The following is a 24,212-nucleotide window of genomic DNA, read 5'->3' as shown; positions in this document are numbered from 1 at the left end:
CGGGGGCGCCCCACCGGCGGGAGGGGGCGGACCGGAGGCGCCTGTGTTGTGGACGTAAAGCGAAGCAGTCCACAACACAGGCGCCGGAGGGCCGAACCCGCTACCACCCACCCACCAGGCGCCCCCGGCCCTAAACCCCACCCCCGCCGAAGGCGAAAAACAGAAGAGCTACGGCGGGGTCACCCGACCACGTGGGACACAGCCCGCAGCAGCGCCTGCGCACGGGGATCCGCCGTGACATTCCGCTGCATCCCGTTCGTCACGTAGCCGAAGGCGATGCCGGTCTCGGGGTCCGCGCAGGCGAGGGCGCCGCCGCGGCCGGGGTGGCCGAAGGAGCCGGGCGAGAGCAGCGGCGAGGCCGGGCCGTGGAGCATGAAGCCGAGGCCGAAGCGGGTGGAGACCAGGAGCGTGCGGTCGAGGCCCGCGGATTCCTCGGTGCGGGCGAGGGTGAGGGTCGCGGGGGCGAAGAGCCGCGGGTGCCCGTCGACCGTGCCGATCAGCGCGGCGTAGCAGCGGGCCAGCGCGCGGGCGGTGGCGACGCCCGCCGAGGCGGGCAGTTCGGCGGCGCGGTAGGCGGGGTCGTTCTCGTCGGGGCCCGGCGAGATCGCCGCGAAGGCACGGCTCGTGAGGGAGGTCGGGTCCTCGTAGGCCGCGGCGACGGTCCGCTTGGGGCGGACGCGGAGGCCGTGGGCGGCGGGCGGCGCGGGGGGCGTGACGGGGGCCAGCCGGCCGACCCGGGACTGTTCGGCGTCCGGCAGGCCGATCCACAGGTCCAGGCCGAGCGGCCCGGATATCTCCTCGGCGACCCAGGTGCCGAGGGTGCGGCCGGTGACCCGCAGCACCAGTTCGCCGAGCAGCCAGCTGTAGGTCTGGGCGTGGTAGCCGTGGTCCGTGCCCGGCTCCCAGGCGGGTGCCTGGGCGGCGACCGCGGTCGGGCCGCTGGTGCCGTCGAGGGCCTGGGCAGGGGTGAGCGGGGTGTCGAGGACGGGCAGTCCGGCGCGGTGCGAGAGGAGGTGGCGGACGAGGACGCGTTCCTTGCCGGCGGCCTTGAACTCGGGCCAGTACGTACCGACGGGCGCGTCCAGGTCGAGCTGGCCGCGCTGGTGCAGCAGCAGCGGGACGACGGCGGCGATGCCCTTGGTCGCGGAGCGGATCACCTGGGCGGTGCCGGCCTCCCAGGGTGCGGCCGTGCCGTCCGGCGCGCCGTCACCGTCCTTCGTACCGCCCCACAGGTCGACGACCTTCCGACCGTGCCGGTAGACGGCGACCGCCGCCCCCCGCTCTCCGCGTCGCGCGAAGTTGGCCATGAAGGCGTCCCGGACCGGCTCGAAGCCGTCCTCGACCGTGCCCTGGACGTCCACCACTGATTCCCGCTTCCCACTCATCCGTCGCTTTCGTGACCCATCAATGGTGCAACGCGCGGATCGGTGCTGATGACCAGGGCCTCGGCCCGTGGCGTTCGTCACACGGGAGCGGCGGGGCGGGCGGTGGGCCGGGTCCGCACTGCGGAACGGGGCGTCCTCACTGCGGGACGGTGACCGAGCGGGGGTCGAAGCCGAACGGGAGCTCCAGGCGGTGGGTGCGCATCAGCTCGTCGTCGCACAACAGCTCCTGGGTGGTGCCGTCGGCGACCAGCACGCCACCGGAGAGCACGACGGACCGCGGGCACAGCTCCAGCGCGTACGGCAGGTCGTGGGTGACCATCAGCACGGTGACGTCCAACGACCGCAGGATGTCGGCGAGTTCGCGGCGGGAGGCCGGGTCGAGGTTGGAGGACGGCTCGTCCAGGACGAGGATCTCCGGGCGCATGGCCAGGACGGTGGCGACGGCCACCCGGCGGCGCTGGCCGAAGGAGAGGTGGTGCGGCGGGCGGTCGGCGAAGCCGGCCATGCCGACGCGGTCGAGCGCCTCGGTGACCCGGGCGTCGAGTGCGGCGCCGCGCAGGCCCGCGGCGGCCGGGCCGAAGGCGACGTCCTCGCGGACGGTGGGCATGAACAGCTGGTCGTCGGGGTCCTGGAAGACGATGCCGACCCGGCGGCGGATCTCCGCGAGGTGCTGCTTGGCGACCGGCAGCCCGGCCACCGCGACGCTGCCGGCGCCGGCTTCGAGGATGCCGTTGAGGTGCAGGACGAGGGTGGTCTTGCCGGCGCCGTTGGGGCCGAGCAGGGCGACGCGTTCGCCGCGGGCGACGGTCAGGTCGACGCCGAACAGTGCCTGGTGGCCGTCGGGGTAGGCGTAGGCGAGGCCGGCGACGGCGAGGGAGGGGGCGGGCGCGGCGGCGGGTGTTGCGGAGCTCAAAGGGTCCATCCCAGGAGGCAGACGGCGAGCGCGGCCAGGGGGAGGGCGGCCGCGCGGGTCCATTGTGTGCGGGTGGCGGTGGTGGCGTCGATGACGGGCATGGTGCCGGTGTAGCCGCGGCTGACCATGGCGAGGTGGACCCGTTCCCCGCGCTCGTAGGAGCGGATGAACAGCGCTCCGGCGGACTTGGCGAGCACGCCCCAGTGGCGCACGCCGCGGGCCTCGAAGCCGCGGGAGAGGCGGGCGATCCGCATCCGCCGCATCTCGTCGGTGATCACGTCGCCGTAGCGGATCATGAAGGAGGCGATCTGGACGAGCAGCGGCGGCATCCGCAGGCGCTGCAGGCCGAGGAGGAGTGCGCGCAGTTCCGTGGTGGCCGCGAGCAGCACGGACGCGGCGACGCCCAGCGTCCCCTTGGCCAGGACGTTCCAGGCGCCCCAGAGACCGGACTCGCTCAGGCTCATCCCGAGGGCGTGCAGGCGCGGCCCCTCGGCCACGAACGGCATCAGCACGGCGAAGGCGACGAACGGCACCTCGATCAGCAGCCGCTTGAGGAGGAAGCCGGCCGGGACCCGGGCCGCGACGGCGGCGGCCGCGATCAGCAGTGCGTAGAGCCCGAAGGCCCAGACCGCCTCGCGCGGGGTGGAGACGACGATCAGGACGAAGCCGAACACCGCGGCGATCTTGCAGTGCGCGGGCAGCGCGTGCACCGGTGAGTGCCCGTGCCGGTAGAGCTTGTGTGCGTGGCCGGCGCCCATGTCAGGCGTTCCCGGAGCGGTCGGCGGCCGGTACGGGGTTCCCGGTTGCCTCGGCGGCCGGTACGGGGCTCTCGGCGGGTGCGAGGTCGGCCGGCCCGGCGTTCCTGCGGCGGCGTACGGCCACGAAGACGCCGGTGCCGACGGCCAGGGTGGCGCCGACCCCGATGACCCCGGCGAGCCCGCCGGCCAGCCGCGGGTCGGCGATGTCCTTGACGCTGTAGTCGGCGAGCGGCGAGTCCTTGGTGGCGTGGTCCTTGGCCTTGGCGTCGATGCCCTGGTCGTGGGCGACCTTCTCCAGGCCGTCGGGGCTCGCGGAGGCGTAGTAGCTGAGGCCGCCCGCGCACACCAGCGCGGCGGCGATCCCGGCCAGCCAGACACGGCGGGCGGAACGGCGCGGGGCGGCGGCCGCGACCGGCTCGTGGGGAGCAGTGGCCGGAACGGGGTCACTGCCGGCCCCGGCCAGCGGCGAGATCCGCAGCTCCAGCGGCTTGGCGAGCCCCCGCGCCCCGTACACCAGGTCGGGCCGCACGGCGATCACCGCACCGACCGTCAGCGCGGTGATGACCGCCTCGCCGATCCCGATCAAGACGTGCACCCCGACCATGGCCGCGAACACCTTCCCGATCGGCACATCGGCGGTCCCGCCCAGGGCGTAGATCCCGGTGAACGCCACCGCCGCGGCCGGAACGGAAACCAGCGCCCCGACGAACGAAGCGACGGTCACCGAACTGCGCCGCCGCGGCAGCACCTTCACCAGCAGTCGGAACACCGCGTAGGCGACCACGGTCGTCACGATCGCCATATCGCTGATGTTGACACCCAGCGCGGTCAGCCCGCCGTCCGCGAAGAGCACACCCTGCATGAGCAGCACGACCGAGACGCACAGCACCCCGGTGTACGGCCCGACGAGTATCGCCGCGAGCGCCCCGCCGAGCAGATGCCCACTGGTGCCGGCCGCCACGGGGAAGTTCAGCATCTGCACGGCAAAGATGAACGCCGCCACCAGCCCGGCCAGCGGCGCGGTCCGCTCCGCCCCCGCCCCGACGCCCTGCCCCGCACCCGCCAGCTCCCGCCGCGCGCCGCGCAGGCTGACCGCAACGGCCACCGCGGCAACCGCACCGGCCGCCGCCGACACCGGCGCATTGATGAATCCATCGGGTACGTGCATCTCAGGGTCTCCGCTTCAGGGTCTGCAACCAGCCAATGGTGAGGCTTACTGCAACAAAGTCGCAAGAGCGCCTTGAATGCGGGAGGGGCGTGCGCGCCCGGAGGGAGGCGCCACCGTGGCCGCAGCCGCCGTAGCGAAGGCGTCGAGCTGGTACCCAGCGGGAAATGAGTCGACGGAGTGCAAGGCTCATCAGAGCAGTGAGCACACGTGACGAGAGGGTAGGTATGTCACAGGTTGAGGGCGCGCGCCTGTTCCGTGAGGCATGGATCGCCGGTGTGCGAGAGCACTTCCCCGGCGAGCCGAAGCCCGGCTACGTGACTCCTTGGGAGGACACCCCGGACTGGGAGCGCCAGGCCGCGGGTGCCGTCTACGAGCAAGTGCGCCAGCTGCTGGATGTGAGCGCCGGCCACGCGTCGCGACTGACCCCCGAGCAGAAGAGCCGGTTCGTCGCGACGTGCTGGACGGCCCAAATGTTCAAGCACTTCGAGGAGCCGAAGCCCGGGTACGTGGCGGACTGGAGCGATCTGCCGGAGTGGCAGAGGAAGACCGACGCGGACATTTTTGAAGCGATCGAGAAATCGCTGAAGTGATCAGCAGCGAAAGCCCCGCCGCTCCGAAGGTGATGGAGTGGCGGGGCCTCGGTGGTTGTCAGGCGTTGTCGAAGCGGTCCGCCTGAACGGCCGCCACGAACGAGGACCAGGCGGCAGTCTCGATGGCGAGCACTGGACCCTGCGGGGCCTTGGAGTCACGGACGGGGACCACGCCGCGCGAGTCGATGAGGTTGGTGGCGACCTCGATGCATTGGCCGCCGTTGCCGCTGTAGGAGGACTTGAACCAATGGGGGGATTCGGTCGTCACGAGGAACCCTTTCGAAGCTGTTCGATCAAGGCCACTGATGCCGCTGGGGACAGTGCTTCGGCTTGCAACTGATGGTAGGCCGTGAGTATGGGCACCACGGAGGCGTTATCCCGTTCAAGATGACCCCGCTGGGCAGATTCGGCGTAGGACATGATCGAGCGGTCCGGCATGGTGAGCACCGTGACCGGAAGGCTGAACGGTCGCCGCGCGCCCATGGAGAACGGCGCCACCTGTAGCACGGTGTTCGGTCGCTCGGCGAACTTCAGCAAACGCTGGAACTGGGCTTCCATGAGGGTGGGATCGCCCATCGGGCGGCGGAGGCAACTCTCGTCAAGTACCGCAATGATCAAAGGCGATGGGGTGCGAGCGAGCGTGGCTTGCCTTCGCGACACCAGCTCAACCCGCTCTTCGGCTTGTTCAGGCGTGATGGCTTCGCGGCGCACGGCATCAGCTTCCAGCGTTGCCGCGTACTCAGGGGTCTGGAGCAGGCCAGGGATGACACCCACTTCGTACAGCCGGATCTCTACGGCCCGACCCTCGTACTTGACGTACTCCGGGAAGCCCTCCAGCAACGCGCCATGCTTGATTTCGCGGTACTCGTGCTCGAACGCGTCTGCGGTGCCCTCGACCCCGAAGGCCCGGTCAATACTGCGCGAAAATCGGAGAGTTGGAGGCTTCCGACCATTTTCCACAGCGGAAATGTGCACGCTGGAATACTCCGTGCGGCCAGCAAGGTCCTCTTGAGTCCAGCCGCGTGCTTCCCGCCGGCTGCGTAAACGCGCTCCGAAGGCCGCCTGGGGGCTACTGTCCGGGTTCAACTCGTTCTTGTTCACAGTCCGTTCCCCGACCTTCCATCCCCTGCTGACACGTTGAACGCTTCCCAGGCGTGGGCCACGCTGAACCTCCCCAGTAGCGGAATGACTACGGAGAGGAGCGTGTGACCATGTCTGCCCCCACATTCAGAACGCCGCACCAGGCCGCCTTGGAGCTGAGTCGGCGCCTGGACGACGCGCTGCGCCTGGCCAGGCTTGATCCCGCCCCGTCCCTCGCGGCTCGTGACGAGATTGCCGGCGTCAAGAGCCACCGCATCCGTCCCGCCGCACTGGCGACCGCCCAGGGGATCGGGCTGACCGAGGTACTGGGCGGCCGAGTGTTCTGGGCCGATACGTACGAGGTAGCCAGGTCGCTGGATGCCGCACTCCGCGCGGCAGGCATCCTCGCGCCTCCGTCGCGTGCCGTGCGGGGTACGGCGGGCAATCGGATCATCCCGCCATGGCTGTCGTTCGGTCAGACCGAGCAGCTGGTGAAGAAGATCGTGCAGGGGGCGCGGCAGTGAGCGGCTTCCAGGGGAACCCCGTGGAACTCCCGTGTCCGTACGACGACCTCATCCCTGACCCCGTCCCCGGCTGCCCCCAGTGCGCCGAACTGGACGCCACGCGGTACGAGGCACGCAAACGCCGAGAGTTCGCCGTGGCCGTCGTCGCAAGCCAGCAGATCCGGCACCACGAGCAGGGCCACCGTGCCTGACCAGCAGCCACCCCGTCCCGCCGTCAGCGAGCGGGAAGAGCGGATCAGCGAGCCACCGCTCCAGCACGCTTACGTGTCCCACGGCGTGACATTCATCCCCGCTGAAGAGCCCGTTCCCCCCTGTCCGTATCGCTGCACCCGCTGTGTGGAGAAGGGGCGCCAGTGAGGACAGCCGCCCGCGCTGCGCCGTAGCCCGGACCACCAGATACGTCATACGCCCAGCTCGGCCGCGAGACCCCCGTGCAGCGGCCTGGAGCTGGGAACCCCCACACCGCCGGCGGCAGTCGCGGGTGTGTGTGGAAGGGGCCGCCTGTGCTCAGCCCCCTTCGAGCACGGCGGCCCGCATGAGCCCCCGCCCCGGCCCCCCTTGAGATCGATCGGTGAGGCACCGGCCGGGCGGGTCTGCAAGGGAAAGCCGTCTCTGGCCGTGTCCTTGGCCAGGCGTTCGACCAGAGACGGCGTCCGCACGACTCAACTCGAAAGAGGTCGTACGTTGTTAACCGTAAGCGGTCTGATCAGCCCGGCGGCGTATCTAAGCGTCGTCAGCACGGTGAAGGACAACAATCCCGGCATGGACGCCGCCATGGCACAGCGCATCACGGACGAGGGACTGAAGTTCGTCGCCGCGTGCGCGTCCACGCCTGACGCTGCCCTGGCGCCTTCGCGCGTCGTCGACGAGGGGTGGCACGCCCTGATTCTGCACACGAAGGTCTACGCAGACCTCTGCGCAGGTCTCGGCGACTTCGTCCACCACTACCCGGGGTTCAACCCGGACAACTACGATCCGGCGATCATCGTCCGGACGCAGGAAGCCATTCGTGCCCTGGGATGCGACGTGGACGAGGAGCTCTGGGGCACACCGGCTGACGAAGAACTCGTGACGGTCGCAGCGAAGTGCCAGCACTCGCCAGGCGAAGGCCCCATCAAGCCGATGCCGACTCCCCGCCCGCCATGTCGGGACAAGCCGTAGTCGACGTCTGCCACACTCGGAGCGTCGATAGGAGGCCCGATGGCTGAGTGGACCAACTCCCGGTACGCCGCTCTCGTGCAGGCGTGGCGCGACGCTCAAGAGGAAGAGGCGCAGGACGGTGCGGGCTTCCCGGTCCGCGGTTTCGTCCTCCCAGACGCCGGCGACGAGCCGGCTGGTTAGACCCGGCAGCACCCGCCCCGTTCGCGACACTGCGGACGGGGCTTTCTCATGTCCCGGCACCGTCGACGTCCCGCCGGCTTGACAGGGCCGCCTGAGCATTCTGGAGCGGGCCAGGGAGCTCTTCGCGTCGGCCACGATCCAGTCTTCGGCGGGCGGGGGTGGTGGGCGGGGAGCCTGCTCGCTCCGCGCCCGCGGCTCCGGTCGCCCTCGGCCCGTACCCACACCCGTTCCCGTACTCGTACTCCCCGGGCCGCGACGCCGCACGTACCCCCGGCCGAGTCGCCCGCTCCCCGCCCGGCCGGGTGCCCGCTCCCCCGCCCGGCGCAGCCCCGTCCCCCAACCGGCCCAGTCCCCCATCCCCCGACCGGCCGAGTTGCCACCCACTCGCCCGCCCGAAACCATGGGGGCGTGAGCGATGAACCCGAGGCCGTCGGGCCTCGCCAGGGGACGGATGTCGTCGAGACCGAGGGGCGGCTGCGTCGGATGCCGGCCGGGCCGGGGGCGCCGCCCGGGGCGTACCTGCGGTTTCCGCATCTGCACGGGGATCTGCTCTGCTTCGCCGCCGAGGACGATGTGTGGGTGGCCCCGATCGCGGCGGAGGGGGACGAGCCGGGGCGGGCGTGGCGGCTGACCGTGGACCGGACGCGGGTGGGGCATCCGCGGTTCTCGCCGGACGGGCGGCACATCGCGTTCACGACGTGGCGGAGCCTCGACCCGGAGGTGCATCTCGCGCCGGTGGAGGGCGGTCCGGCGCGGCGGCTGACGTACTGGGGCAGTACCGATGCGCGGGTGTGCGGGTGGACGCCGCCGGATCATGAGGGGCAGGCGCACGTCCTCGCGGTGTCCTCGCACGGGCAGCCGTTCTCGTACTACTCGTGGGCCTACAGCCTGCCCACCGACGGCAGTCCGGGCGGCAAGCTGCCGTGGGGGCCGGTGTCCGACATCGCGGTCGCCGATGTGGAGGGTGAGCGGCGCACGCTGCTGCTCACCGGCAAGCCGCCGCACGAGCCCGCCTCGTGGAAGCGCTACCGGGGCGGGGCGATGGGCCGGATGTGGCTGCACGGGACCCGGCTGCTGCCGGATCTGTACGGGCATCTGGACTCGGTGATGTTCGTGGGCGGGCGGATCGCGTTCCTGTCGGATCATGAGGGTGTCGGCAACGTCTATTCGTGCCTGGCGGACGGGACGGATCTGCGGCGGCACAGTGATCACACCGATTTCTACGCCCGGCACGCCTCGACCGACGGGGAGCGGATCGTCTACCAGTGCGCGGGCGACCTCTGGCTGGTCGAGGATCTGAGCCCGGACGCCGTACCGCGGAAGCTGGCGGTGCGGCTGGGCGGGCCGCGGGCCGGCCGGCGCAGCTACCAGGTCCCGGCCGCCTCGCACGTCACCTCGCTCGCGGTGGACGCCACCGGGCGGGCCAGCGCGATCGGGGTCCGCGGCAGCCTGTACTGGCTCACCCACCGCGACGGCCCGGCCCGGGCGATCCATGACACTCCGGGGGTCCGCGTGCGGCTGCCCGAGATGCTGGGCTCCACCGGCCGGATCGCCTACGTCACCGACGCCGAGGGCCCGGACGCCGTCGAGATCGCCAATCTGCCGCGGGCCAGTGATCCGGGGCGGCCGCGCCGGCTGGCCGCCGGTGAGCTGGGCCGGGTCCACGAGATGACCTCGTCGCCGGACGGTGAGCGGCTGGCGGTGGCCTCCCACGACGGCCGGCTGCTGCTGGTGGACGTGACCCGGCCGGACGAGGAGACGACCGAGGAGGACCGCTCGGCGGAGGAGGAGGCCGCCGGTCCGGGCGGGGTCACCGAGCTGATCCGGTCCACCAACGGCCCGGTCCGCGACCTGGCCTTCTCCCCCGACTCGCGCTGGCTGACCTGGTCGCACCCCGGCATCGGCCGTTCGCTGCGGATGATCAAGATGGCCCGGCTCTCCGACCGGCTCGTCGTGGACGTCACCAACGGCCGTTTCGAGGACGAGCAGCCGGTGTTCACGCGCGACGGCCGCTATCTGGCGTTCCTGTCCTGGCGCGGCTTCGACCCGGTCTACGACGTGCACACCGGGGACCTGTCGTTCCCGCTGGGCTGCCGTCCGCACCTGGTGCCGCTGTCGTCGGCGACGCCGTCGCCGTTCGCGTTGTCTCCGGAGGGGCGGCCCGCGGCGGGCGGGCTGGACCCGGACGAGAATCCGCCGACGACCGGCGAGGGCACCGTCATCGTGGAGATAGAGGGCCTGGAGAACCGCGTCACGCCGTTCCCGGTCGCGGCGTCCAAGTACTCCTCCCTGGAGCCGGTCAGCGGCGGTGGGCTGGTCTGGCTGCGCTGGCCGATCTCCGGCGCGCTGGGCGAGACCTTCGCCAGCCCGGACAACACCTCCGGCAAGCCCACCCTGGAGCACTTCGACCTGACCAAGGCCCGGCGCACCGAACTGACCAGCGCCATCGACGAGTTCGCGCTCAGCGGCGACGGCTCCCGGCTGGTCGTCAACGACGACGGCGAGCTGCGGGCGGTCCCGGCGACCGAGCCGGCGGACAGCGATTCGATGGTCTATCTGGACCTGCGGCGCATCCTGCACGACGTCGATCCGGGCGCGGAGTGGCGGCAGGCGTACGACGAGGCGGGCCGGATCATCCGGGCGTACTTCTGGGAGCCGCGGATGTGCGGCATCGACTGGGACGGGGTGCTCGCGCAGTACCGGCCGCTGGTCGAACGGGTCGCCTCCCCCGACGAGTTCGCCGATCTGCTGCGCGAGGTGCTGGGCGAGCTGGGCACCTCGCACGCGTACGTCACCGGTGCCCGGCGCAACGAGGGGCCGCCGCACTACCAGCGCGCGATCGGCCTGCTCGGCGCCAACTTCGTCTGCCGGGACGGGCGGTGGGTGGTGCAGCGGATCCTGCCCGGCGAGTCCTCCGACCCCAAGGCGCGCTCCCCGCTGGCCGGTACGGGCATCCGGGAGGGCGCGGCGCTCACCCACGTCGACGGGCGGCCGGTGGACCCGGTCGCCGGGCCGGGCCCGCTGCTGGCCGCGGCCGGCGGCACGACCGTCGAGCTGACCTTCTGCCCCACGGAGGGCAACGGGCACGCCCGCCGGGTCGCCGTGGTGCCGCTGGTCGACGAGCGGCCGCTGCGCTACCAGGACTGGGTCGCCAAGCGCCGTGCGGTGGTGCGGGAGCTGAGCGGCGGCCGGTGCGGCTATCTGCACATCCCCGACATGGGCGGCTCCGGCTGGGCGCAGTTCAACCGGGACGTGCGGATGGAGATGTCGATGCCCGCGCTGATCGTGGACGTACGGGGCAACGCCGGCGGCAACATCTCGGAGCTGGTGATCGAGAAGCTGACCCGCACCATCATGGGCTGGGACCTGACCCGGGACGCCGAGCCGGTGTCGTACACCAGCAACGCCCCGCGCGGTCCGGTCGTGGCGGTCGCCGACGAGATGACCTCGTCCGACGGCGACATGATCACCGCGGCCTTCAAGCTGCAGGGCATCGGCCCGGTGGTGGGCATGCGCACCTGGGGCGGGGTGGTCGGGATGACCGGCCGGCACCGGCTCGGTGACGGCACCACGATCACCGTGCCGATGAACGCGGCGTGGTTCCGGCTCTACGGCTGGGGCGTGGAGAACCACGGCGTCGAGGTGGACATCGAGGCGCTGCGCTCGCCGCTGCACTGGGCCGAGGGCCGGCATCCGACGCTGGGTGTGGCGGTGCGGACCGCGCTGGAGCTGCTGGAGCGGCATCCGGCGGCGACGCCTCCGGACCTCTCGGACGTACCGGACCGGCGGCGTCCGGCCCTGCCGCCGCGGGAGGCGGCCGGCGACGCCGAGGAGGCGGCGGGGGCCTGAGCGGGCGGCGCGGGGCCGGGTCTCGCCGGCCGGTTGCCGCGCGTCCCGTCGCCCCCGGCCGGCGTGGTGTGGCGGCCCCGTCACCCTGGGCCGATCGCGAAGGTCTGGTCGTCCGCGCCGGTGCGGCACGGGACGCCGACGGCCGTGGCGCCCGCCGTCCGGCCGCTGAGGCCGACGCACCGGTCGCCGTCGGCCAGCCGCATCCGGTACGCGGGCCGTCCGCCGTCGGACCGCCCGTCGACCGGCTCGATCCGGAACCGCTGTGCGGGCCCGCCCGCCGAGCAGTCGTTCTGCGGCTCCAGCAGCCCGGCCAGGCCCGGTGCGCGCAGCAGGACCAGGCAGCCGGTGCCCTCGTCCGGGTGTGACCACTGGACGAGGTGGCGGCCGCCGCCGGCCGCCGTCAGCCGGGTGTGCGGGGGCACCGCCTGCGCGCAGGGCCGCACCACCGCGACCGTGCGGTACGCGTGCGCCCGCAGCACCCGCCCGTCCGTCAGGCACAGTCCGGGCGCCCCCAGCGGACGGATCCGCACCTCGCCGGTGGGCAGCGGGGTGCCGGGCTCCGCGTCGCCGTCCCCGGCCAGCAGGGGGACACCGACGGCGAGCAGTGCGACGCCCAGCAGCGCGGCGCCGGTCAGCAGCCGCCGCCGGCCCCCGGGCGGAGGGTCGGTGCGAGCGGGCGGGCCCGTCGTGCCCTCCTCGATGCGCCGCCGGGCCGTGAGCCACTCCTCGACCTCGTCCTCCGGGCGGCCGCACGCCCGCAGGAACGCGCCGAGCACCTCGGCCCGCGGCAGGGACTTCCGGCCCAGCACGTCCGCGAGGGTGCTGCGGGCGAGCACCTCGCCGCGCTCCGCCGCCCGCTGTTCCAGCTGACGGTAGGTCAGGCCGCTGTCTTCCTTGAGGCGTTGCATCAGTGCGACGAGCGCGGCGGGGTCGTGGGCCGTCTCGGGCCCCGTACCGCCGGTTCCCCCCGTGCGTGTCATGCCGGTCATTGAACCGCCGCCCGGCCACCGCCACAACACCCTCTCCGGTCAGTCCCGGACAGCGCCCGTCACCCATCCGGACAACTCCCGCACCCCCCGTCCGACCTGCCCGGACAGCGTGCGGTCCGTCCGGGATGGCCGAGGGGTCTTGCCGGACACCGGCCGGCCCAGCAAGGTCGTGTCCTGCCCCGGCCGGGCACACCGCAACAGCCACCGACTACCGCTCACCCAACGGGAGATGTCCGATGCGCATCCGTCACCGGATCGTTCCGCTCGCAGTCGCAGTCGCCCTCACCGGCGGCCTCGCGGCCACCGAGGCCGCCCCCGCGCTGGCCGCCCACCCGGCGCCCGGGAAGGCCGCGACTGCCGCGGCCGGCGGTACGTACCTGTACTTCAACAAGAACTGGAGCAACCCCAGCAACTCCCGGCTCTACCTGATGAAGAGCATCCCGCACGCCAAGGACCAGGTGCTCGCCAAGTACCGCGCGGGCTCCGGCAACGGCGGCCGCAACGGCACGAACGAGTGCGCCAGCCTGCAGGGCTGGCTGCCCACCGGCAGCTACCGGGTGCTGAACCACACCAAGCGCCACAACGGCGGCCGCAACGGCATCAACGGCTACGCGATCCAGGTGCAGGACAAGGTCTGCAAGAACCACCGGACCAAGCGCACCGCCCTGTTCGTGCACAGCGAGATGAACGTCGACGGCACCCAGGGCCCCCGGAAGCCCGGCCAGGACAGCCCCTACCGCTGGGACGGCGTCCGCGACTACTACTCGCTGGGCTGCATCAAGCTGACCCCGGCGCACATCAAGAACCTCTTCGCCAAGGCCGCGCACTACGGCTGGCCGACGAGGCTCAAGGTCGTCAACTGACCTTGTAGCGAACCACGGGGGCCACGGGGCCACGGGGGAACAACGGGGGAATGCAGTTGGGGCGCACCCGGTCGACCGGGTGCGCCCCGCACGCATGGCGCGTACGCCGCCACGCGTGACCTTCAGGACTGCGGATCAGCTCTGGAAGCGGTCCCGCTCGTCGTGCAGCTCGTCCATCGGGTCGGGGGCAGGACGACGGCCCTGCTGACCGCGCTCCTGCTGACCGCGCTCACGACCCTGCTGGCCGCGCTGACGGGCCCGGTCCTGGCCCTGCCGGCCGCGCTCGTCCGCCTCGTCGCGAGCGCTGCCCATGGCCTTCTGAGCCTGGTCCTTGAGCTCGTTGGCCTTGTCCTGGAACTGGTCCTTGATGCCCATGCTGTTCACTCCTAGTGGGGCGTAGGGGAAGGGCCCCGGACAAGAGTGACACGCCCGGACATTGCTCGCATTTCGATCACGTTCGACTACCCAGCGTCACAAACGCCAGGAAGGGAGCGGGTCGGTCAGCGGTCGGCCCGGGCCTTCTCGTCCGCCTCGCCGCCCGCGCCGACCAGACCGACCCGCATACCCTCCAGCCGGTCCCCGAACCGCCGCATCTCCCGCTGGCCCGCCGACCCGATGACCGCCGGAAGGTACCCGCGCAGCGACTGCATCCCGCGCAGCCACCACTGCCCGTAGACGTGCGCGGAACGGCGTTCGACGCCCGCCACGATCCGGTCCACGGCCGGCCCCAGCGGATAGGTCTTGTTCGCCGGCCAGGGCATCCGGGCGCGCAGTTCGCGCATCAGGTCGTTCTGGTCGGCGCCGCGCACCATGTCGGTGTCGGTCCAGCTCAGGTAGCCGACCCCGACCCGTACGCCCTTGTGGCCGACCTCGGCGCGCAGGCTGTGCGCGAACGCCTCGACGCCGGACTTGGAGGCGCAGTACGCGGTCATCATCGGCGCCGGAGCGATCGCGGCGAGCGAGGCGATCTGCAGGAAGTAGCCGCGGGACTCCATCAGCACGGGCAGGAAGGCCCGGCCGGTGACCGCACCGCCTATGAGGTTGACCTCGATGACCCGCTTCCAGGCGACCGGGTCGGAGTCGACGAACGGGCCGCCGGACGCCACCCCGGCGTTGGCGACGACCACGTCGACCTTGCCGAAGCGTTCCTTGACCCCGGCCGCGACCCGGGCCATCGCCTCGTGGTCGGTGACGTCGGCGTGCCAGTGGTGCGCCGGCCCGTGCAGGCCCGCGGCCACCTTCGCCAGCTCGTCCGGTTCCAGGCCGACCAGCGCCAGCGTGGCGCCGCGCGCCGACAGCTTGCGGGCCAGCAGCGCACCGACCCCGCGCGCCGCGCCGGTCACGACGACGACCTGCCCGTCCAGGCTCCGGTTCCCGCTCATGCGGTCTTCTCCTTCTTCTGCGGGGTCTGCTGGGCGGTCCGCCCGGTCTCTTCCGCGGCCTTTTGTGCGGCCTGTTGCGCGGTGGTCCGGGCGGTCTTCTGGGCGGGGACGGCGGGCGCCGGCGTGGACCGGTCGCCGGTGGCCCGGAGGTGGTCCCGGACGAGTTCCCGCAGCAGGCCGGCGACCGCGCCGGGGTCCTCGATGGGCGTCATGTGGCCCTTGCCCGGCAGCTCGGTCAGCCCCCGGAAGTCCGGGAGTACGGAGGCCAGCCGGCGGGACTGCACCGGCGGGGTCAGACGGTCGGCGGACCCCGCGAGCACCACCGTCGGCACCTCCAGCCGGCTGACCCCACCGGTCAGTTCGAGGACGGACAGCACGTTGCCCCAGCGGGCCCGTACGGCCGACGGGCAGGCGTGCACGATGCGGGCGCACGCCTCGACCTGCTCGGGGGTGGCGTCGGGGCCCATGGTGGCGTACTTGAGCGCGCGCCGGGTGAGGGGCGAGACCGGGCCGAGCGGGGACCGGGAGCCCAACAGCAGCCGGTGGGCGAGACGCCGGGCGCCCTCGCTGCGGAACGGGAACACCTGTGACGCGGCGGGCAGTCCGGCGCAGCCCGTACTGCACAGCAGCGCGGCGGCGGCCCGGGCGCGCAGTTCGGGGCGCTCGGCGGCGGCCATGATCGTCATGCCGCCCATGGAGTGCCCGCCGACCACGGCGCGTTCGTCCGGGCCGAGGGTCGCCTCCAGTACGGCCACCAGGTCGTCGGCGAGCGCCGTCGTGCCGTAGCCCGCCGGGCCGGTGGCCGGGCTGCGGCCGTGGCCCCGCTGGTCGTAGACGACGACCTTGTGGCCGGCGGCCAGGTCGCGGACGACCGGGGCCCAGAAGGCGGTGGAGCAGGTCCAGCCGTGGGCCAGCACCACGGCGGGGGCGTCCTCGGGGCCGTGGATCTCGGCGTGGATCCGGGCGCCGTCGGCCGAGGTGACCTCGGTGGTCGTGCGCGGGACCGGCGGGGCGTAGGGGCCGCCGGTGACGTGGCCGGGGCGGCGGCTCATGCGGCCACCTCCGCCCGGGCGTCGGCGGAGGCACCCACGGGCCCGGCCGCGGTACCGGCCTTCGGACGCAGCACCTCGTACTCGGCGAGGTCGACCTGACGGGTCAGCCGCTTGAACTCGCCGGTGGTCCCGGGCCAGGCGGTGGTGTTCCGCCCGTTCGCGTCGAGGTACCAGCTGTCGCAGCCGCCGGTGTTCCACACGGTGCGCTTCATCCTCTCCTGGATCATGCGGTTCCAGTCCTCCACGGCCTCCGGGCGGGCGCTCAGCGCGGTCTTCTCGCCGAGCAGGTCCAGCTGCCGGAGGTAGTCGGCCAGGTAATTCAGCTGGGCCTCGATCATGAGGATCATCGAGCTGTTCCCGAGTCCTGTGTTGGGCCCGATGAGGGTGAGGAAATTCGGGAATCCGGCCGCGCTGGCGCCGCGCAGCGAGGCCATGCCGTCCTTCCATTCCTCGGCGAGCGTGGTGCCCTTGGCGCCGGTCACCCGCTGCGCGATAGGCATGTCCGTCACATGGAATCCGGTGCCGAAAATGATGGCGTCGGCCTCGACCTCACTGCCGTCGGCGCCGATGAGGGTGTTTCCGCGCACTTCCTTGAGCCCGGAGGTCACCAGGTCCACATTCGGCCGGGCGAGCGCCGGATAGTACGTGTTGGAGAGCAGGATCCGCTTGCAGCCGATGCGGTAGTCGGGCGTCAGCGCGGCCCGCAGCGCCGGGTCCTTGATCGCCTTCTTCATGTGGTTGCGGGCCAGGAACTCGACCAGGCCCAGCCGGTCGGGGCGTTTGGTGAACGCGCTGACCTGCAACTCGCGGATGCCCCAGAGCAGTTGGCGGCGGGCGGCCCGGGTCGCCGGGACCTTGGTGTGCAGCCATTTCTCGGCGGCGCTGATCCGGCGGTCGGCACGCGGCAGCACCCACGGCGCGGTGCGCTGGAAGAGCGTCAGCCGCTGCACCTCCGGCTGGATGGCGGGCACGATCTGGATCGCCGAGGCACCGGTGCCGATCATGGCGACGCGCTTTCCGCGCAGCTCGTATTCATGGTCCCAGCGCGAGGAGTGGAAGACCTTCCCCGGAAAGGAGTCCAGCCCCGGAATGTCGGGGACCTTGGGGTCGGACAGCGGGCCGGTGGCGGAGACCACCACATCGGCGGTGAGTCCTCCGTTCGCCGTCTCGATCTCCCAGTGCAGCGCGTCCCCGTTCCACCGCAGGTGCCGTACCTCGGAGCGGAAGCGGATATGCGGCCGCAGTCCGAAGAGGTCGGTCACCCGCTCCAGATACGCCCGGATATGGGGCTGTCCGGAGAAATTCCGCGGCCATTCCGGATGGGGCGCGAAGGAGAACGAGTACAGGTGCGAGGGCACGTCGCACGCGCACCCCGGATAGCTGTTGTCCCGCCATGTCCCGCCCACCGCGTCGGCCCGCTCCAGGACCACGAAGTCGGTGATCCCCTGACGGCGCAGCCGTACCGCCGCCCCCAGACCACCGAATCCCGATCCGATCACCGCCACCCGCACGTGCTGCTCTTCGCGCCCGGCCATCCGCCGCCTCCCGAGTCCGACGCTCCACCTGCCCGCCCGCGGCTCACACTTGCCGCGGCCACGGGGCGTTCCGCACACCCCCCGTCAATCGCGCCAGCAATCACTGGCACGATCGGGCACAGGGGGAGCGTAGGGCAGCCACGTACCGAGCGGTAGGGGTCGGACGGCAGGAAGTTACCGGCAGTTGCACCCCGGACCGCCGTCACATTCCCGGCATAGGCTGACCCCCGTGGCAGCGAACGAGAAGCCGAAGGACGACCGCGCGGAGCCCGCGGACGACCGCCGCCCCGCGCGCGAATTCCGCATGACCGAGCTGGCCGAGGAGGCCGGCATCACGGTCCGCACGCTGCGCTTCTACCGCGAACGCAAGCTCATCCCGCCGCCCCGCCGCGAGGGCCGCATCGCCTGGTACAACGAACACCACCTCGCCCGCCTGCACACCATCGGCGCCCTCCTGGAACGCGGTCACACCCTCGGCGGGATAGCCGAGCTCCTCGCCGCCTTCGAGTCCGGCCGCGACGTCGGCGAACTCCTCGGCCTGCGACCCCCGTTGCTCCCCCCGTGGTCCGAGGAGACCCCGGTCCGCCTCCGCCCGGAGCAGCTCGCCGACCACTTCAGCGAGGACATCACCGCGGCGAACCTCTCCGCCTCCCTCGACATCGGCTATCTGGCCGTCGACGGCGACGAGTTCGTGCACATCAGCCGCCGCCTCCTGGACGCCTCCACCGAGCTCGTCGGCAAGGGCGTCCCGCTGGCCGCCGTCCTGGAAGCCGGCCGCAAGGTGCGCGCCCACGCCGACGCCCTCGCCGACATCTTCACCACCCTCATCCGCACCCACGTCCTCGCCGACCTCCTCGAACGCACCACGGCGGCCAACCCGCCCACCGCACAGGAGGTCGAGCAGATGGCTGGCATCATCGAGGCCCTCCGCCCGCTCTCCAAGGGCGTCGTCGAGGCCGAACTCTCCATGGCCATGGACCGCCGCATCCAGGCCGAACTGGAACAGTGGCTGAAGGCACAGGGCCAGGACGGCGCGGCGGACCGGGACCCGAACCGGCGGCCGGCACGGGGCCGGGAACAGGAACGGGGCCGGGAGGAGGGCCGGGGCGGGGAGCAGGGCCGGGGCCTGGAGCAGGACCGGCCGCCCGCCTGACGTCGCGGCACCGCGGGGCGGGACCGGCCGCCGTCCCACCTGTCCCCAAGGACAATGGCGCCAAGATCGCCCGCGTGGTTGGGTGCGCGTCAGTAGGACACGACCGCATGTCCCTACGTCATGACCGCATATCAAGGGGGAATCCACGTGCGCATCCGTACGGGGGTGGCGTCCGCCACTCTGGCCGGCCTGCTGGCCGTCACCGCAAGCGCCCCGGCACTGGCCGACGACCACGGCCCGCGCCAGCCCAGCAGCTACAGCGCGCCCTCCGCCCGCGCCGGCGGCGGCGTCGGGGCCTTCCTCACCGACGGCGACAAGGTGCACTTCTCGCACACGGTGCGCGGGAACATCAACGCCCACGGCTGGTGGAAGCGGATCAACGGCCCGGCGAAGAAGGCCAAGGTCACCGTCTGGCTCCAGGTCAAGAACAACGGCCACTGGTACACCCTCAACAAGGGCGTCAAGACCGTCTACTCCGGCGGCGGCAGCGGCAAGCGCGCCTCGGCCGCCTGGAAGTGCACGAACCTGGTCGCGAAGTACTCCTTCCGCAGCGTCATCGACGTGGACATCGTGGGCTACCCCGACGACAACCACAAGAAGATCACCGACACCCAGTCGCTGTTCTGCGGTATCTGAGCAACTCACCGTTCCGCGGTAACTGAGCAACGGCTGACGGCGGCGCTGGAAGGTAGCCTTCCAGCGCCGTCCGCTTTCCTGCCGTCCGCTTTCCGGCCGTCCGCTCTCCGGGAGTGCCTGTGTTTCCGCCCACCGTGATCATCGGCCTGCACGGCATCCTCCGGCGTTCCCCGTGGTTCGACCGGGCCGTCGCGCAGTACCGGGGGAAGCCCGGTGAGGACGAGGACGGGGACCAGGCCGGGGACGAGTACGCGCTCGAGGAGGACCTGCTCGCCCTCGCCGTCGACCGGGCCGGTGCCTACGGCTGGCGGACGGTGAGCCGCTGGCTGACCGAGAACGGCGAGGTCACCGCCCGCCACGAGCCCACCGCATGGGCGCACGAGGAGGTCGGCGGCGACTGGACCCCGGACGGCAGGGTGCACGAGCTGGCCTGGCTTCAGGCCGGGGTGCTCACCGACCCGCCACGCCCCGGCCTGCCCGTCCGGCCGGTCGTCCTGGTGCTGTCCGAAGCGCTGGCCCGGGTGGGCACGGTGACCTTCACCGGCCTGCACGCCCTGCTGCCGCTACAGGCCGCCGCGCGCAACACCGCCTTCTTCCAGACCGAGCTGGCGCCGTGGTTCGCCCTGGCGGACCCGGACGCCCGGCACGAGGTCGTGGTGACGGTCTCCTGCCACCCGGGGGAGGCCGCGGTGTCCGGGGCCGATGCCGCGGCGGTGTGCGCGGCGGTACGGGAGATGGCGCAGGACGCGGTGGTGGTCTCCCGGCCCGGCGCGCACCCCACGGCGCCCGGGCCGTCCCCGGTCTCCACGCCGGCCCCGCCCCCGGCCGGCCCGCCCGGCCTGGACGTCGACCTCGGCCGCGCGGTGCACACCGAGGGCATGCGCGAGGCGTTCCGGTTCGGCTGCACCACCCGGGAGTGGTCGCCGGACCTCGCGGTCTGGCTGCTGGAGATGGTCGCCGACGCGCTGCGCTCGGCGGGACGGGCGCTACCGGTGGTGGTGACGGTCTCGCTGGTGACCCCGCCGGCCTGAACCGCGCAGCACGGGGGTTGCCGAGGCTGTCGGGGCGCTTACTCGTCTCCGCCGCTGGGCTGCGGGGCGGGCTCGCGGGGCGCCTCCGGGGGCATCGGGCCGCCGTCGTGCTTTCCGCCGTCCGCCTCCATATCGGCAGGGTGCCGGAACGGGACACCGCGCCAGCCTTCCGCATCAGGGGCGCGCGTCTCGAACGTCTCAACCGCTACAGCGCTCATCCCTCAACCTCCTCTTCCGTGAGGGGCCGCGCCGCCGTACCGTCGAAGGCACGTCCCGAAGGTCCGCAGGATTCCTGCGGTGGGGTCACCCGCCCCGGCTGCTCGACTGTCCAGGTTTCCGCCGCCGGGGCGGGAGTTCGATGTCAGTGGTTTGTGTGGTGGCTGCGGATGTCCCGAGCGGCAGCGCAGGCCGCCCGCCAGTCGTTCTGCGTCAATGCCCGGCTCCGCTTGCCACGCGAGGCAGCGCATTGCTTGCATCCGGGGGCCGGCACACCCTCCAGAAGCCACGGGTCCAGCGGTAGTTCAACAGGTTTCTGTGAGTACCTGACGGGATCACTCATGGTTTGCGCTACCTCCCGGGCCGAATTGCTCGTTACCCATAATGGACGGGAGTTGGGCACCACCCTGACCTTATTCACGTTCTCGACTAAAGATCATTGACGGAACGACCACGCCCACTCATGCAACAGCTCGTGCGCCTTGTCCCCGAAAGCGGCGCACCGCTCGTAGCTGGCGAAACGCTCCAGGAGGGACTGAACGTCTTTCGGGTCCCGGAAGACTGCCGCCCCAAGGTCCGTCTCAATGGTGGCCATACGGTCGTCGTAGACAGTGAATGTACTCAACGGAGTGGTGCTGAATTTCACACTCATCGGCAGCACACCCACTCGAATATTCGCCTGCCGGGCAAGCGATGCCAACCGGTCGATCTGCATGGCCATGGCATCGGGCGGAACCAAGGGATATCTGACGGCTTGCTCGGTGAGCAGGAAGGTGAAGCTCTTGGAACGATCGAGGAGAACAGCCTGCCGTTCGAGCTTCATGCCTACCGCCTTGGCCTGTTGTGCCGGCGGAGCGTACGCAATGCTTTCCCTGATGTACTCCGGCGTTGCCAAGAGCCCCGTGGCCATGGACAGCAAGAAGTAACGGAAGTCTGTGGTAACTGCCTCCAATCGAGCCAGTTCCAGTTGCTTCTTGTCGAGTCCCTTTCGATGTAGGGACTTGCGGTCCTGCCATTCTGTCTGCGCTATTCGCGCCACGGCCATCACTTCCGCGGCGAGCCCAGGAGAGGCTCCCACTCCTCTCAGGATCTGCTCAACGTCCACCAAGGACGGGCGAATCTTGTTGCCTTCGATCCGACTGATCTTGGACTGGGACATTTGGCAACGCACAGCAAGCCGGACTCCGGAGAGACCGGCTTGCTTACGAAGGCGCTTGAGCATGGCCGCCAGCTCCAGACCAGTCTGGTCCAGCTGATCAGGCTCGATGGCCACCGTTCACGTACTCCTGAAAGGGGACCGACTCAGACACCGCGATCCGCTGGTATTCGATGAACGGAGAAACATCCCCTTCGAAAATCTCGCGGCTGATCTGCCGGCCGTCATCCTCATAGTTCATGAGGACTACCTCGGTTCGGTCGAACATCCAGAAGTCTTGCACCCCCTCAAGGGGGTTGGTCCGGTGGGTCACGTCGAGGATTCGAATGTCATCTCCGGCCCGAGCGTGCGTCTCGTAGTACCGGCTGAACTCGAATCGAAGATACTCCGAGAGGGGCTGAGTCACGATGTGCACTCGGCCATTGCGCTTACCCTCGGCGCGCTGACGCGAGACTCGCTCTGTGTAGGAAGAGGCCCCGTACGGGGTCATGGGCCGTCCCTCGCGGAAGGCCGCGAAGTCTTGATCCTCCTGCGGTACGAGGTACTGCGGCAGCGTCTCAAGCCGCCATGCCTCGCGCTTGATGTCCGCGAACCGACGACGCCACTCGTCACCATCCAAGAGCACGTACGGCCTCCCTGAGTACTTCTTCCGGGATCTCCACCAGAGCCTCACCGAACGGGGGCGTGAACGCCTCGGACACGCTTCCCTGGACGACGAGCGAACCGCTTGTCGTCCGGTAGACGTTCGGGCAGTCCTCCCCACCGCAGGTGCCGTTGCCGTTGCCGGTGAGCCGGGTAAGTTCCTCGCGCGCCATGCTGAAACCCCCTTGTGGTGACCCGCGTTGGGCCGGTCGGTCCTGACCATACGAGGCGTCGAGAGCAGCGTCCATGCAGGAACGCTGCTATGCGCGTTCTCGCATAAACCCAGGTGAGCGAGCCGTCGGGAAAGGCGCGACCGCCGGGGCCTTCCTCGCGGCCCTCAAGAACGACGCGTTCTGACCCAGGAGCACACCATGGGCGCAGCGGAACGGCCCTCTTCGCCAGATGGCGAAGAGGGCCGTTCTCGTGGCTCCGGACCTGCGCCGGCTACTGCCCGTACACCACCGTCACCGGCGCATGGTCGCTCCACCGCTGGTCGTAGGCCGCCGCCCGCTCCACGTATGCCTTCGCCGCGCGCTGGGCCAGGCCCGGTGTGGCCAGGTGGTAGTCGATGCGCCAGCCGGCGTCGTTGTCGAAGGCGCGGCCGCGGTAGGACCACCAGGAGTAGGGGCCCTCGGTGTCGGGGTGGAGGGCGCGGACGACGTCGACGTAGCCGCCGCGGGTCTCGGTGAGGACGTCGGTGAGCCAGGCCCGTTCCTCGGGGAGGAAGCCGGACTTCTTCTGGTTGGCCTTCCAGTTCTTGAGGTCGGCCTCCTGATGGGCGATGTTCCAGTCACCGCAGACCACGACCTCCCGCCCGTCGGCCGCAGCGCGCTTGCGCAGGTCGACGAGGTAGGGCAGGAACTCCGCCATGAAGCGTTCCTTCTCGTCCTGCCGCTCGGTGCCGACCTCGCCGGAGGGCAGGTAGAGGCTGGCGACGGTCACGCCGGGCAGGTCCGCCTCGACGTAACGGCCGGAGGTGTCGAACTCGGACGAGCCGAAGCCGATCCGGACCCGGTCCGGCTCGCGGCGGGTGAAGAGGGAGACGCCGGCGCGGCCCTTGGCGGCGGCCGGGGCGTGCACGGTGAACCAGCCGGCCGGCTCGCGGACCTCGTCCGGCAGCTGGGCGGTCTCGGCCCGTACCTCCTGCAGGCAGAGCACATCGGCCGCGGTCTCCGCCAGCCACGGGACGAAGCCCTTCTTGGCCGCGGCGCGCAGCCCGTTCACATTCACAGAGGTCACGGTGAGCATCCGGGCACGATACCCAGACCGGGGCGGTGATCGTCTTCGGGCCGGGCGGCGTGGACGCCCGCAGCTCGCGGGGACCGCCGCCCGGCCCCGTACCCTTCCTCGCATGGAGACCCGCCCCGTCCGGACCGGCCCCGTCCAGATACGCCCGGTCCGCTACGACCACCCCGACGCCGTGACGCTCGACACGCTGGTGCAGCAGGAGTACGTCCGCCGCTACGGCGACGGGGACATGACTCCGCTGGACCCGGAGATGTTCGTGCCGCCGCGCGGGACGTTCCTGGTCGCGTACGAGGGTGACCGTCCGCTGGCCACCGGCGGCTGGCGGGTGCAGGAGGACGCCGCCGAGGGGTACGCCGTCGGGGACGCCGAGATCAAGCGGATGTTCGTGCTGCCGGAGGCGCGCGGGCGGGGCCTGGCGCGGCGGATCCTGGCCGCGCTGGAGGCGGACGCGCGGGCCGCGGGGCGGGCGCGGATGGTGCTGGAGACCGGCATCAAGCAGCCCGAGGCGCTGGCGCTGTACGCCTCCAGCGGCTATCTGCCGGTGGAGAAGTTCGGGCTGTACCGGACGTACGAGGACAGCCGGTGTCTGGCGAAGGCGCTGGGGGGCTCGGCGGCCGGCTGAGCCGCTGCCCTTCGGGCCCGCCCCCGGCTGCAGGGCCGGAGCGGCGCTGCGACCACTGTTTGACAGTGATCGCGGCCGC

At 71.4% G+C, this 24,212-nt stretch carries 27 protein-coding genes; 11 read left to right on the top strand and 16 right to left on the bottom strand.

The window, feature by feature from the left end; all coding sequences use genetic code 11:
* Positions 1-179: 179 nt before the first annotated feature.
* The 4 genes from ACZ7MX_RS15890 to ACZ7MX_RS15875 form a co-directional block, all read right to left on the bottom strand.
* Positions 180-1,385 carry a serine hydrolase domain-containing protein gene (locus ACZ7MX_RS15890; protein WP_472132379.1) on the bottom strand — a complete coding sequence of 402 codons (1,206 nt, stop codon included), beginning with the start codon at positions 1,383-1,385 and terminating at the stop codon, positions 180-182.
* Positions 1,386-1,521: 136 nt separating this feature from the next.
* Entirely contained in the window at positions 1,522-2,307 is a 786-nt protein-coding gene (locus ACZ7MX_RS15885) for an energy-coupling factor ABC transporter ATP-binding protein (RefSeq protein WP_472132377.1), read from the bottom strand.
* A complete protein-coding gene (gene cbiQ, locus ACZ7MX_RS15880) occupies positions 2,295-3,056 on the bottom strand; it encodes a cobalt ECF transporter T component CbiQ (protein WP_472132375.1) in 762 nt (253 codons plus the stop codon). The genes ACZ7MX_RS15885 and cbiQ overlap by 13 nt, the downstream gene beginning before the upstream one ends.
* Before the next feature lies 1 nt (position 3,057).
* Positions 3,058-4,224 carry an energy-coupling factor ABC transporter permease gene (locus tag ACZ7MX_RS15875; protein WP_472132373.1) on the bottom strand — a complete coding sequence of 389 codons (1,167 nt, stop codon included), beginning with the start codon at positions 4,222-4,224 and terminating at the stop codon, positions 3,058-3,060.
* Between the two features lie 224 nt (positions 4,225-4,448).
* On the opposite strand from ACZ7MX_RS15875, the gene ACZ7MX_RS15870 reads away from it, so the two are divergent.
* On the top strand, positions 4,449-4,814 hold the full coding sequence (locus tag ACZ7MX_RS15870; RefSeq protein WP_472132371.1) for a hypothetical protein: 366 nt from the start codon (positions 4,449-4,451) through the stop codon (positions 4,812-4,814).
* Positions 4,815-4,872: 58 nt separating this feature from the next.
* Here ACZ7MX_RS15870 and ACZ7MX_RS15865 read toward each other — a convergent pair whose 3' ends face one another.
* Together ACZ7MX_RS15865 and ACZ7MX_RS15860 are read right to left on the bottom strand one after the other, a co-directional pair.
* Positions 4,873-5,082 carry a DUF397 domain-containing protein gene (locus ACZ7MX_RS15865; RefSeq protein WP_472132369.1) on the bottom strand — a complete coding sequence of 70 codons (210 nt, stop codon included), beginning with the start codon at positions 5,080-5,082 and terminating at the stop codon, positions 4,873-4,875.
* Positions 5,079-5,915, bottom strand: coding sequence for a helix-turn-helix domain-containing protein (locus tag ACZ7MX_RS15860; RefSeq protein WP_472132367.1), 837 nt, complete (start codon positions 5,913-5,915; stop codon positions 5,079-5,081). The genes ACZ7MX_RS15865 and ACZ7MX_RS15860 overlap by 4 nt, the downstream gene beginning before the upstream one ends.
* Before the next feature lie 110 nt (positions 5,916-6,025).
* On the opposite strand from ACZ7MX_RS15860, the gene ACZ7MX_RS15855 reads away from it, so the two are divergent.
* The 5 genes from ACZ7MX_RS15855 to ACZ7MX_RS15835 all read left to right on the top strand — a co-directional run bounded on the left by ACZ7MX_RS15855 (position 6,026) and on the right by ACZ7MX_RS15835 (position 11,608).
* Positions 6,026-6,418 carry a hypothetical protein gene (locus tag ACZ7MX_RS15855; protein WP_472132365.1) on the top strand — a complete coding sequence of 131 codons (393 nt, stop codon included), beginning with the start codon at positions 6,026-6,028 and terminating at the stop codon, positions 6,416-6,418.
* Between the two features lie 20 nt (positions 6,419-6,438).
* Positions 6,439-6,609 (top strand): hypothetical protein, encoded by a 171-nt coding sequence (locus tag ACZ7MX_RS15850; RefSeq protein WP_472132363.1) that lies wholly within the window; start codon positions 6,439-6,441, stop codon positions 6,607-6,609.
* Positions 6,610-7,180: 571 nt separating this feature from the next.
* Complete coding sequence (locus ACZ7MX_RS15845; protein ID WP_472132362.1) at positions 7,181-7,579, top strand: glycine-rich domain-containing protein; 399 nt, start codon at positions 7,181-7,183, stop codon at positions 7,577-7,579.
* Between the two features lie 39 nt (positions 7,580-7,618).
* A complete protein-coding gene (locus ACZ7MX_RS15840; RefSeq protein ID WP_472132360.1) occupies positions 7,619-7,759 on the top strand; it encodes a hypothetical protein in 141 nt (46 codons plus the stop codon).
* Positions 7,760-8,242: 483 nt separating this feature from the next.
* Entirely contained in the window at positions 8,243-11,608 is a 3,366-nt protein-coding gene (locus tag ACZ7MX_RS15835; RefSeq protein WP_472132549.1) for a S41 family peptidase, read from the top strand.
* An 80-nt stretch (positions 11,609-11,688) separates the two neighbouring features.
* Here ACZ7MX_RS15835 and ACZ7MX_RS15830 read toward each other — a convergent pair whose 3' ends face one another.
* Positions 11,689-12,588, bottom strand: a complete 900-nt coding sequence (locus ACZ7MX_RS15830) for a helix-turn-helix domain-containing protein (RefSeq protein WP_472132358.1) — start codon at positions 12,586-12,588, stop codon at positions 11,689-11,691.
* A gap of 245 nt (positions 12,589-12,833) precedes the next feature.
* On the opposite strand from ACZ7MX_RS15830, the gene ACZ7MX_RS15825 reads away from it, so the two are divergent.
* Entirely contained in the window at positions 12,834-13,460 is a 627-nt protein-coding gene (locus ACZ7MX_RS15825) for a hypothetical protein (protein ID WP_472132356.1), read from the top strand.
* A gap of 135 nt (positions 13,461-13,595) precedes the next feature.
* Here ACZ7MX_RS15825 and ACZ7MX_RS15820 read toward each other — a convergent pair whose 3' ends face one another.
* The 4 genes from ACZ7MX_RS15820 to ACZ7MX_RS15805 all read right to left on the bottom strand — a co-directional run bounded on the left by ACZ7MX_RS15820 (position 13,596) and on the right by ACZ7MX_RS15805 (position 17,429).
* The gene (locus tag ACZ7MX_RS15820) at positions 13,596-13,835 is read right to left on the bottom strand and encodes a hypothetical protein (protein ID WP_030413406.1); all 240 of its coding nucleotides are present in this window, start codon (positions 13,833-13,835) and stop codon (positions 13,596-13,598) included.
* Between the two features lie 125 nt (positions 13,836-13,960).
* The gene (locus ACZ7MX_RS15815; RefSeq protein WP_472132354.1) at positions 13,961-14,842 is read right to left on the bottom strand and encodes an SDR family oxidoreductase; all 882 of its coding nucleotides are present in this window, start codon (positions 14,840-14,842) and stop codon (positions 13,961-13,963) included.
* Complete coding sequence (locus ACZ7MX_RS15810) at positions 14,839-15,894, bottom strand: alpha/beta fold hydrolase (RefSeq protein ID WP_472132352.1); 1,056 nt, start codon at positions 15,892-15,894, stop codon at positions 14,839-14,841. The genes ACZ7MX_RS15815 and ACZ7MX_RS15810 overlap by 4 nt, the downstream gene beginning before the upstream one ends.
* A complete protein-coding gene (locus ACZ7MX_RS15805) occupies positions 15,891-17,429 on the bottom strand; it encodes a flavin-containing monooxygenase (protein WP_472132350.1) in 1,539 nt (512 codons plus the stop codon). The genes ACZ7MX_RS15810 and ACZ7MX_RS15805 overlap by 4 nt, the downstream gene beginning before the upstream one ends.
* Before the next feature lie 229 nt (positions 17,430-17,658).
* Between ACZ7MX_RS15805 and ACZ7MX_RS15800 the strand changes: the two genes are divergently transcribed.
* The 3 genes from ACZ7MX_RS15800 to ACZ7MX_RS15790 all read left to right on the top strand — a co-directional run bounded on the left by ACZ7MX_RS15800 (position 17,659) and on the right by ACZ7MX_RS15790 (position 20,249).
* Positions 17,659-18,582 (top strand): MerR family transcriptional regulator, encoded by a 924-nt coding sequence (locus ACZ7MX_RS15800; RefSeq protein WP_472132348.1) that lies wholly within the window; start codon positions 17,659-17,661, stop codon positions 18,580-18,582.
* 147 nt (positions 18,583-18,729) lie between these two features.
* Complete coding sequence (locus ACZ7MX_RS15795; RefSeq protein ID WP_472132346.1) at positions 18,730-19,218, top strand: hypothetical protein; 489 nt, start codon at positions 18,730-18,732, stop codon at positions 19,216-19,218.
* A 119-nt stretch (positions 19,219-19,337) separates the two neighbouring features.
* Positions 19,338-20,249 carry a hypothetical protein gene (locus tag ACZ7MX_RS15790; RefSeq protein WP_472132344.1) on the top strand — a complete coding sequence of 304 codons (912 nt, stop codon included), beginning with the start codon at positions 19,338-19,340 and terminating at the stop codon, positions 20,247-20,249.
* A gap of 38 nt (positions 20,250-20,287) precedes the next feature.
* Here ACZ7MX_RS15790 and ACZ7MX_RS15785 read toward each other — a convergent pair whose 3' ends face one another.
* The 5 genes from ACZ7MX_RS15785 to ACZ7MX_RS15765 form a co-directional block, all read right to left on the bottom strand.
* On the bottom strand, positions 20,288-20,467 hold the full coding sequence (locus ACZ7MX_RS15785; RefSeq protein ID WP_472132343.1) for a hypothetical protein: 180 nt from the start codon (positions 20,465-20,467) through the stop codon (positions 20,288-20,290).
* Positions 20,468-20,901: 434 nt separating this feature from the next.
* On the bottom strand, positions 20,902-21,738 hold the full coding sequence (locus ACZ7MX_RS15780; RefSeq protein WP_472132341.1) for a Scr1 family TA system antitoxin-like transcriptional regulator: 837 nt from the start codon (positions 21,736-21,738) through the stop codon (positions 20,902-20,904).
* On the bottom strand, positions 21,722-22,246 hold the full coding sequence (locus ACZ7MX_RS15775) for a DUF6879 family protein (RefSeq protein ID WP_472132339.1): 525 nt from the start codon (positions 22,244-22,246) through the stop codon (positions 21,722-21,724). The genes ACZ7MX_RS15780 and ACZ7MX_RS15775 overlap by 17 nt, the downstream gene beginning before the upstream one ends.
* Positions 22,230-22,436 (bottom strand): hypothetical protein, encoded by a 207-nt coding sequence (locus ACZ7MX_RS15770; protein WP_078866138.1) that lies wholly within the window; start codon positions 22,434-22,436, stop codon positions 22,230-22,232. The genes ACZ7MX_RS15775 and ACZ7MX_RS15770 overlap by 17 nt, the downstream gene beginning before the upstream one ends.
* Positions 22,437-22,707: 271 nt before the next feature.
* The gene (locus ACZ7MX_RS15765; RefSeq protein ID WP_472132337.1) at positions 22,708-23,511 is read right to left on the bottom strand and encodes an exodeoxyribonuclease III; all 804 of its coding nucleotides are present in this window, start codon (positions 23,509-23,511) and stop codon (positions 22,708-22,710) included.
* A gap of 103 nt (positions 23,512-23,614) precedes the next feature.
* Here ACZ7MX_RS15765 and ACZ7MX_RS15760 point away from each other — a divergent pair, with 103 nt between their 5' ends.
* A complete protein-coding gene (locus tag ACZ7MX_RS15760; protein ID WP_472132335.1) occupies positions 23,615-24,133 on the top strand; it encodes a GNAT family N-acetyltransferase in 519 nt (172 codons plus the stop codon).
* Positions 24,134-24,212: the final 79 nt, after the last annotated feature.

This window comes from Streptomyces sp. NPDC107765, from assembly GCF_055657085.1.
Note: the sequence above shows the minus strand (reverse complement) of the source record. Positions and strands in the feature narration are given on the sequence as shown.

Coding starts and splice junctions, on each gene's coding strand:
- ACZ7MX_RS15890 (WP_472132379.1), bottom strand. CDS start 1,385: ATGAGTGGGAAGCGGGAATCAGTGGTGGACGTCCAGGGCACGGTCGAG.
- ACZ7MX_RS15785 (WP_472132343.1), bottom strand. CDS start 20,467: ATGAGCGCTGTAGCGGTTGAGACGTTCGAGACGCGCGCCCCTGATGCG.
- ACZ7MX_RS15855 (WP_472132365.1), top strand. CDS start 6,026: ATGTCTGCCCCCACATTCAGAACGCCGCACCAGGCCGCCTTGGAGCTG.
- ACZ7MX_RS15760 (WP_472132335.1), top strand. CDS start 23,615: ATGGAGACCCGCCCCGTCCGGACCGGCCCCGTCCAGATACGCCCGGTC.
- ACZ7MX_RS15770 (WP_078866138.1), bottom strand. CDS start 22,436: ATGGCGCGCGAGGAACTTACCCGGCTCACCGGCAACGGCAACGGCACC.
- ACZ7MX_RS15815 (WP_472132354.1), bottom strand. CDS start 14,842: ATGAGCGGGAACCGGAGCCTGGACGGGCAGGTCGTCGTCGTGACCGGC.
- ACZ7MX_RS15805 (WP_472132350.1), bottom strand. CDS start 17,429: ATGGCCGGGCGCGAAGAGCAGCACGTGCGGGTGGCGGTGATCGGATCG.
- ACZ7MX_RS15885 (WP_472132377.1), bottom strand. CDS start 2,307: ATGGACCCTTTGAGCTCCGCAACACCCGCCGCCGCGCCCGCCCCCTCC.
- ACZ7MX_RS15820 (WP_030413406.1), bottom strand. CDS start 13,835: ATGGGCATCAAGGACCAGTTCCAGGACAAGGCCAACGAGCTCAAGGAC.
- ACZ7MX_RS15875 (WP_472132373.1), bottom strand. CDS start 4,224: ATGCACGTACCCGATGGATTCATCAATGCGCCGGTGTCGGCGGCGGCC.
- ACZ7MX_RS15765 (WP_472132337.1), bottom strand. CDS start 23,511: ATGCTCACCGTGACCTCTGTGAATGTGAACGGGCTGCGCGCCGCGGCC.
- ACZ7MX_RS15810 (WP_472132352.1), bottom strand. CDS start 15,894: ATGAGCCGCCGCCCCGGCCACGTCACCGGCGGCCCCTACGCCCCGCCG.
- ACZ7MX_RS15825 (WP_472132356.1), top strand. CDS start 12,834: ATGCGCATCCGTCACCGGATCGTTCCGCTCGCAGTCGCAGTCGCCCTC.
- ACZ7MX_RS15830 (WP_472132358.1), bottom strand. CDS start 12,588: ATGACACGCACGGGGGGAACCGGCGGTACGGGGCCCGAGACGGCCCAC.
- ACZ7MX_RS15845 (WP_472132362.1), top strand. CDS start 7,181: ATGGACGCCGCCATGGCACAGCGCATCACGGACGAGGGACTGAAGTTC.
- ACZ7MX_RS15870 (WP_472132371.1), top strand. CDS start 4,449: ATGTCACAGGTTGAGGGCGCGCGCCTGTTCCGTGAGGCATGGATCGCC.
- ACZ7MX_RS15835 (WP_472132549.1), top strand. CDS start 8,243: ATGCCGGCCGGGCCGGGGGCGCCGCCCGGGGCGTACCTGCGGTTTCCG.
- cbiQ (WP_472132375.1), bottom strand. CDS start 3,056: ATGGGCGCCGGCCACGCACACAAGCTCTACCGGCACGGGCACTCACCG.
- ACZ7MX_RS15840 (WP_472132360.1), top strand. CDS start 7,619: ATGGCTGAGTGGACCAACTCCCGGTACGCCGCTCTCGTGCAGGCGTGG.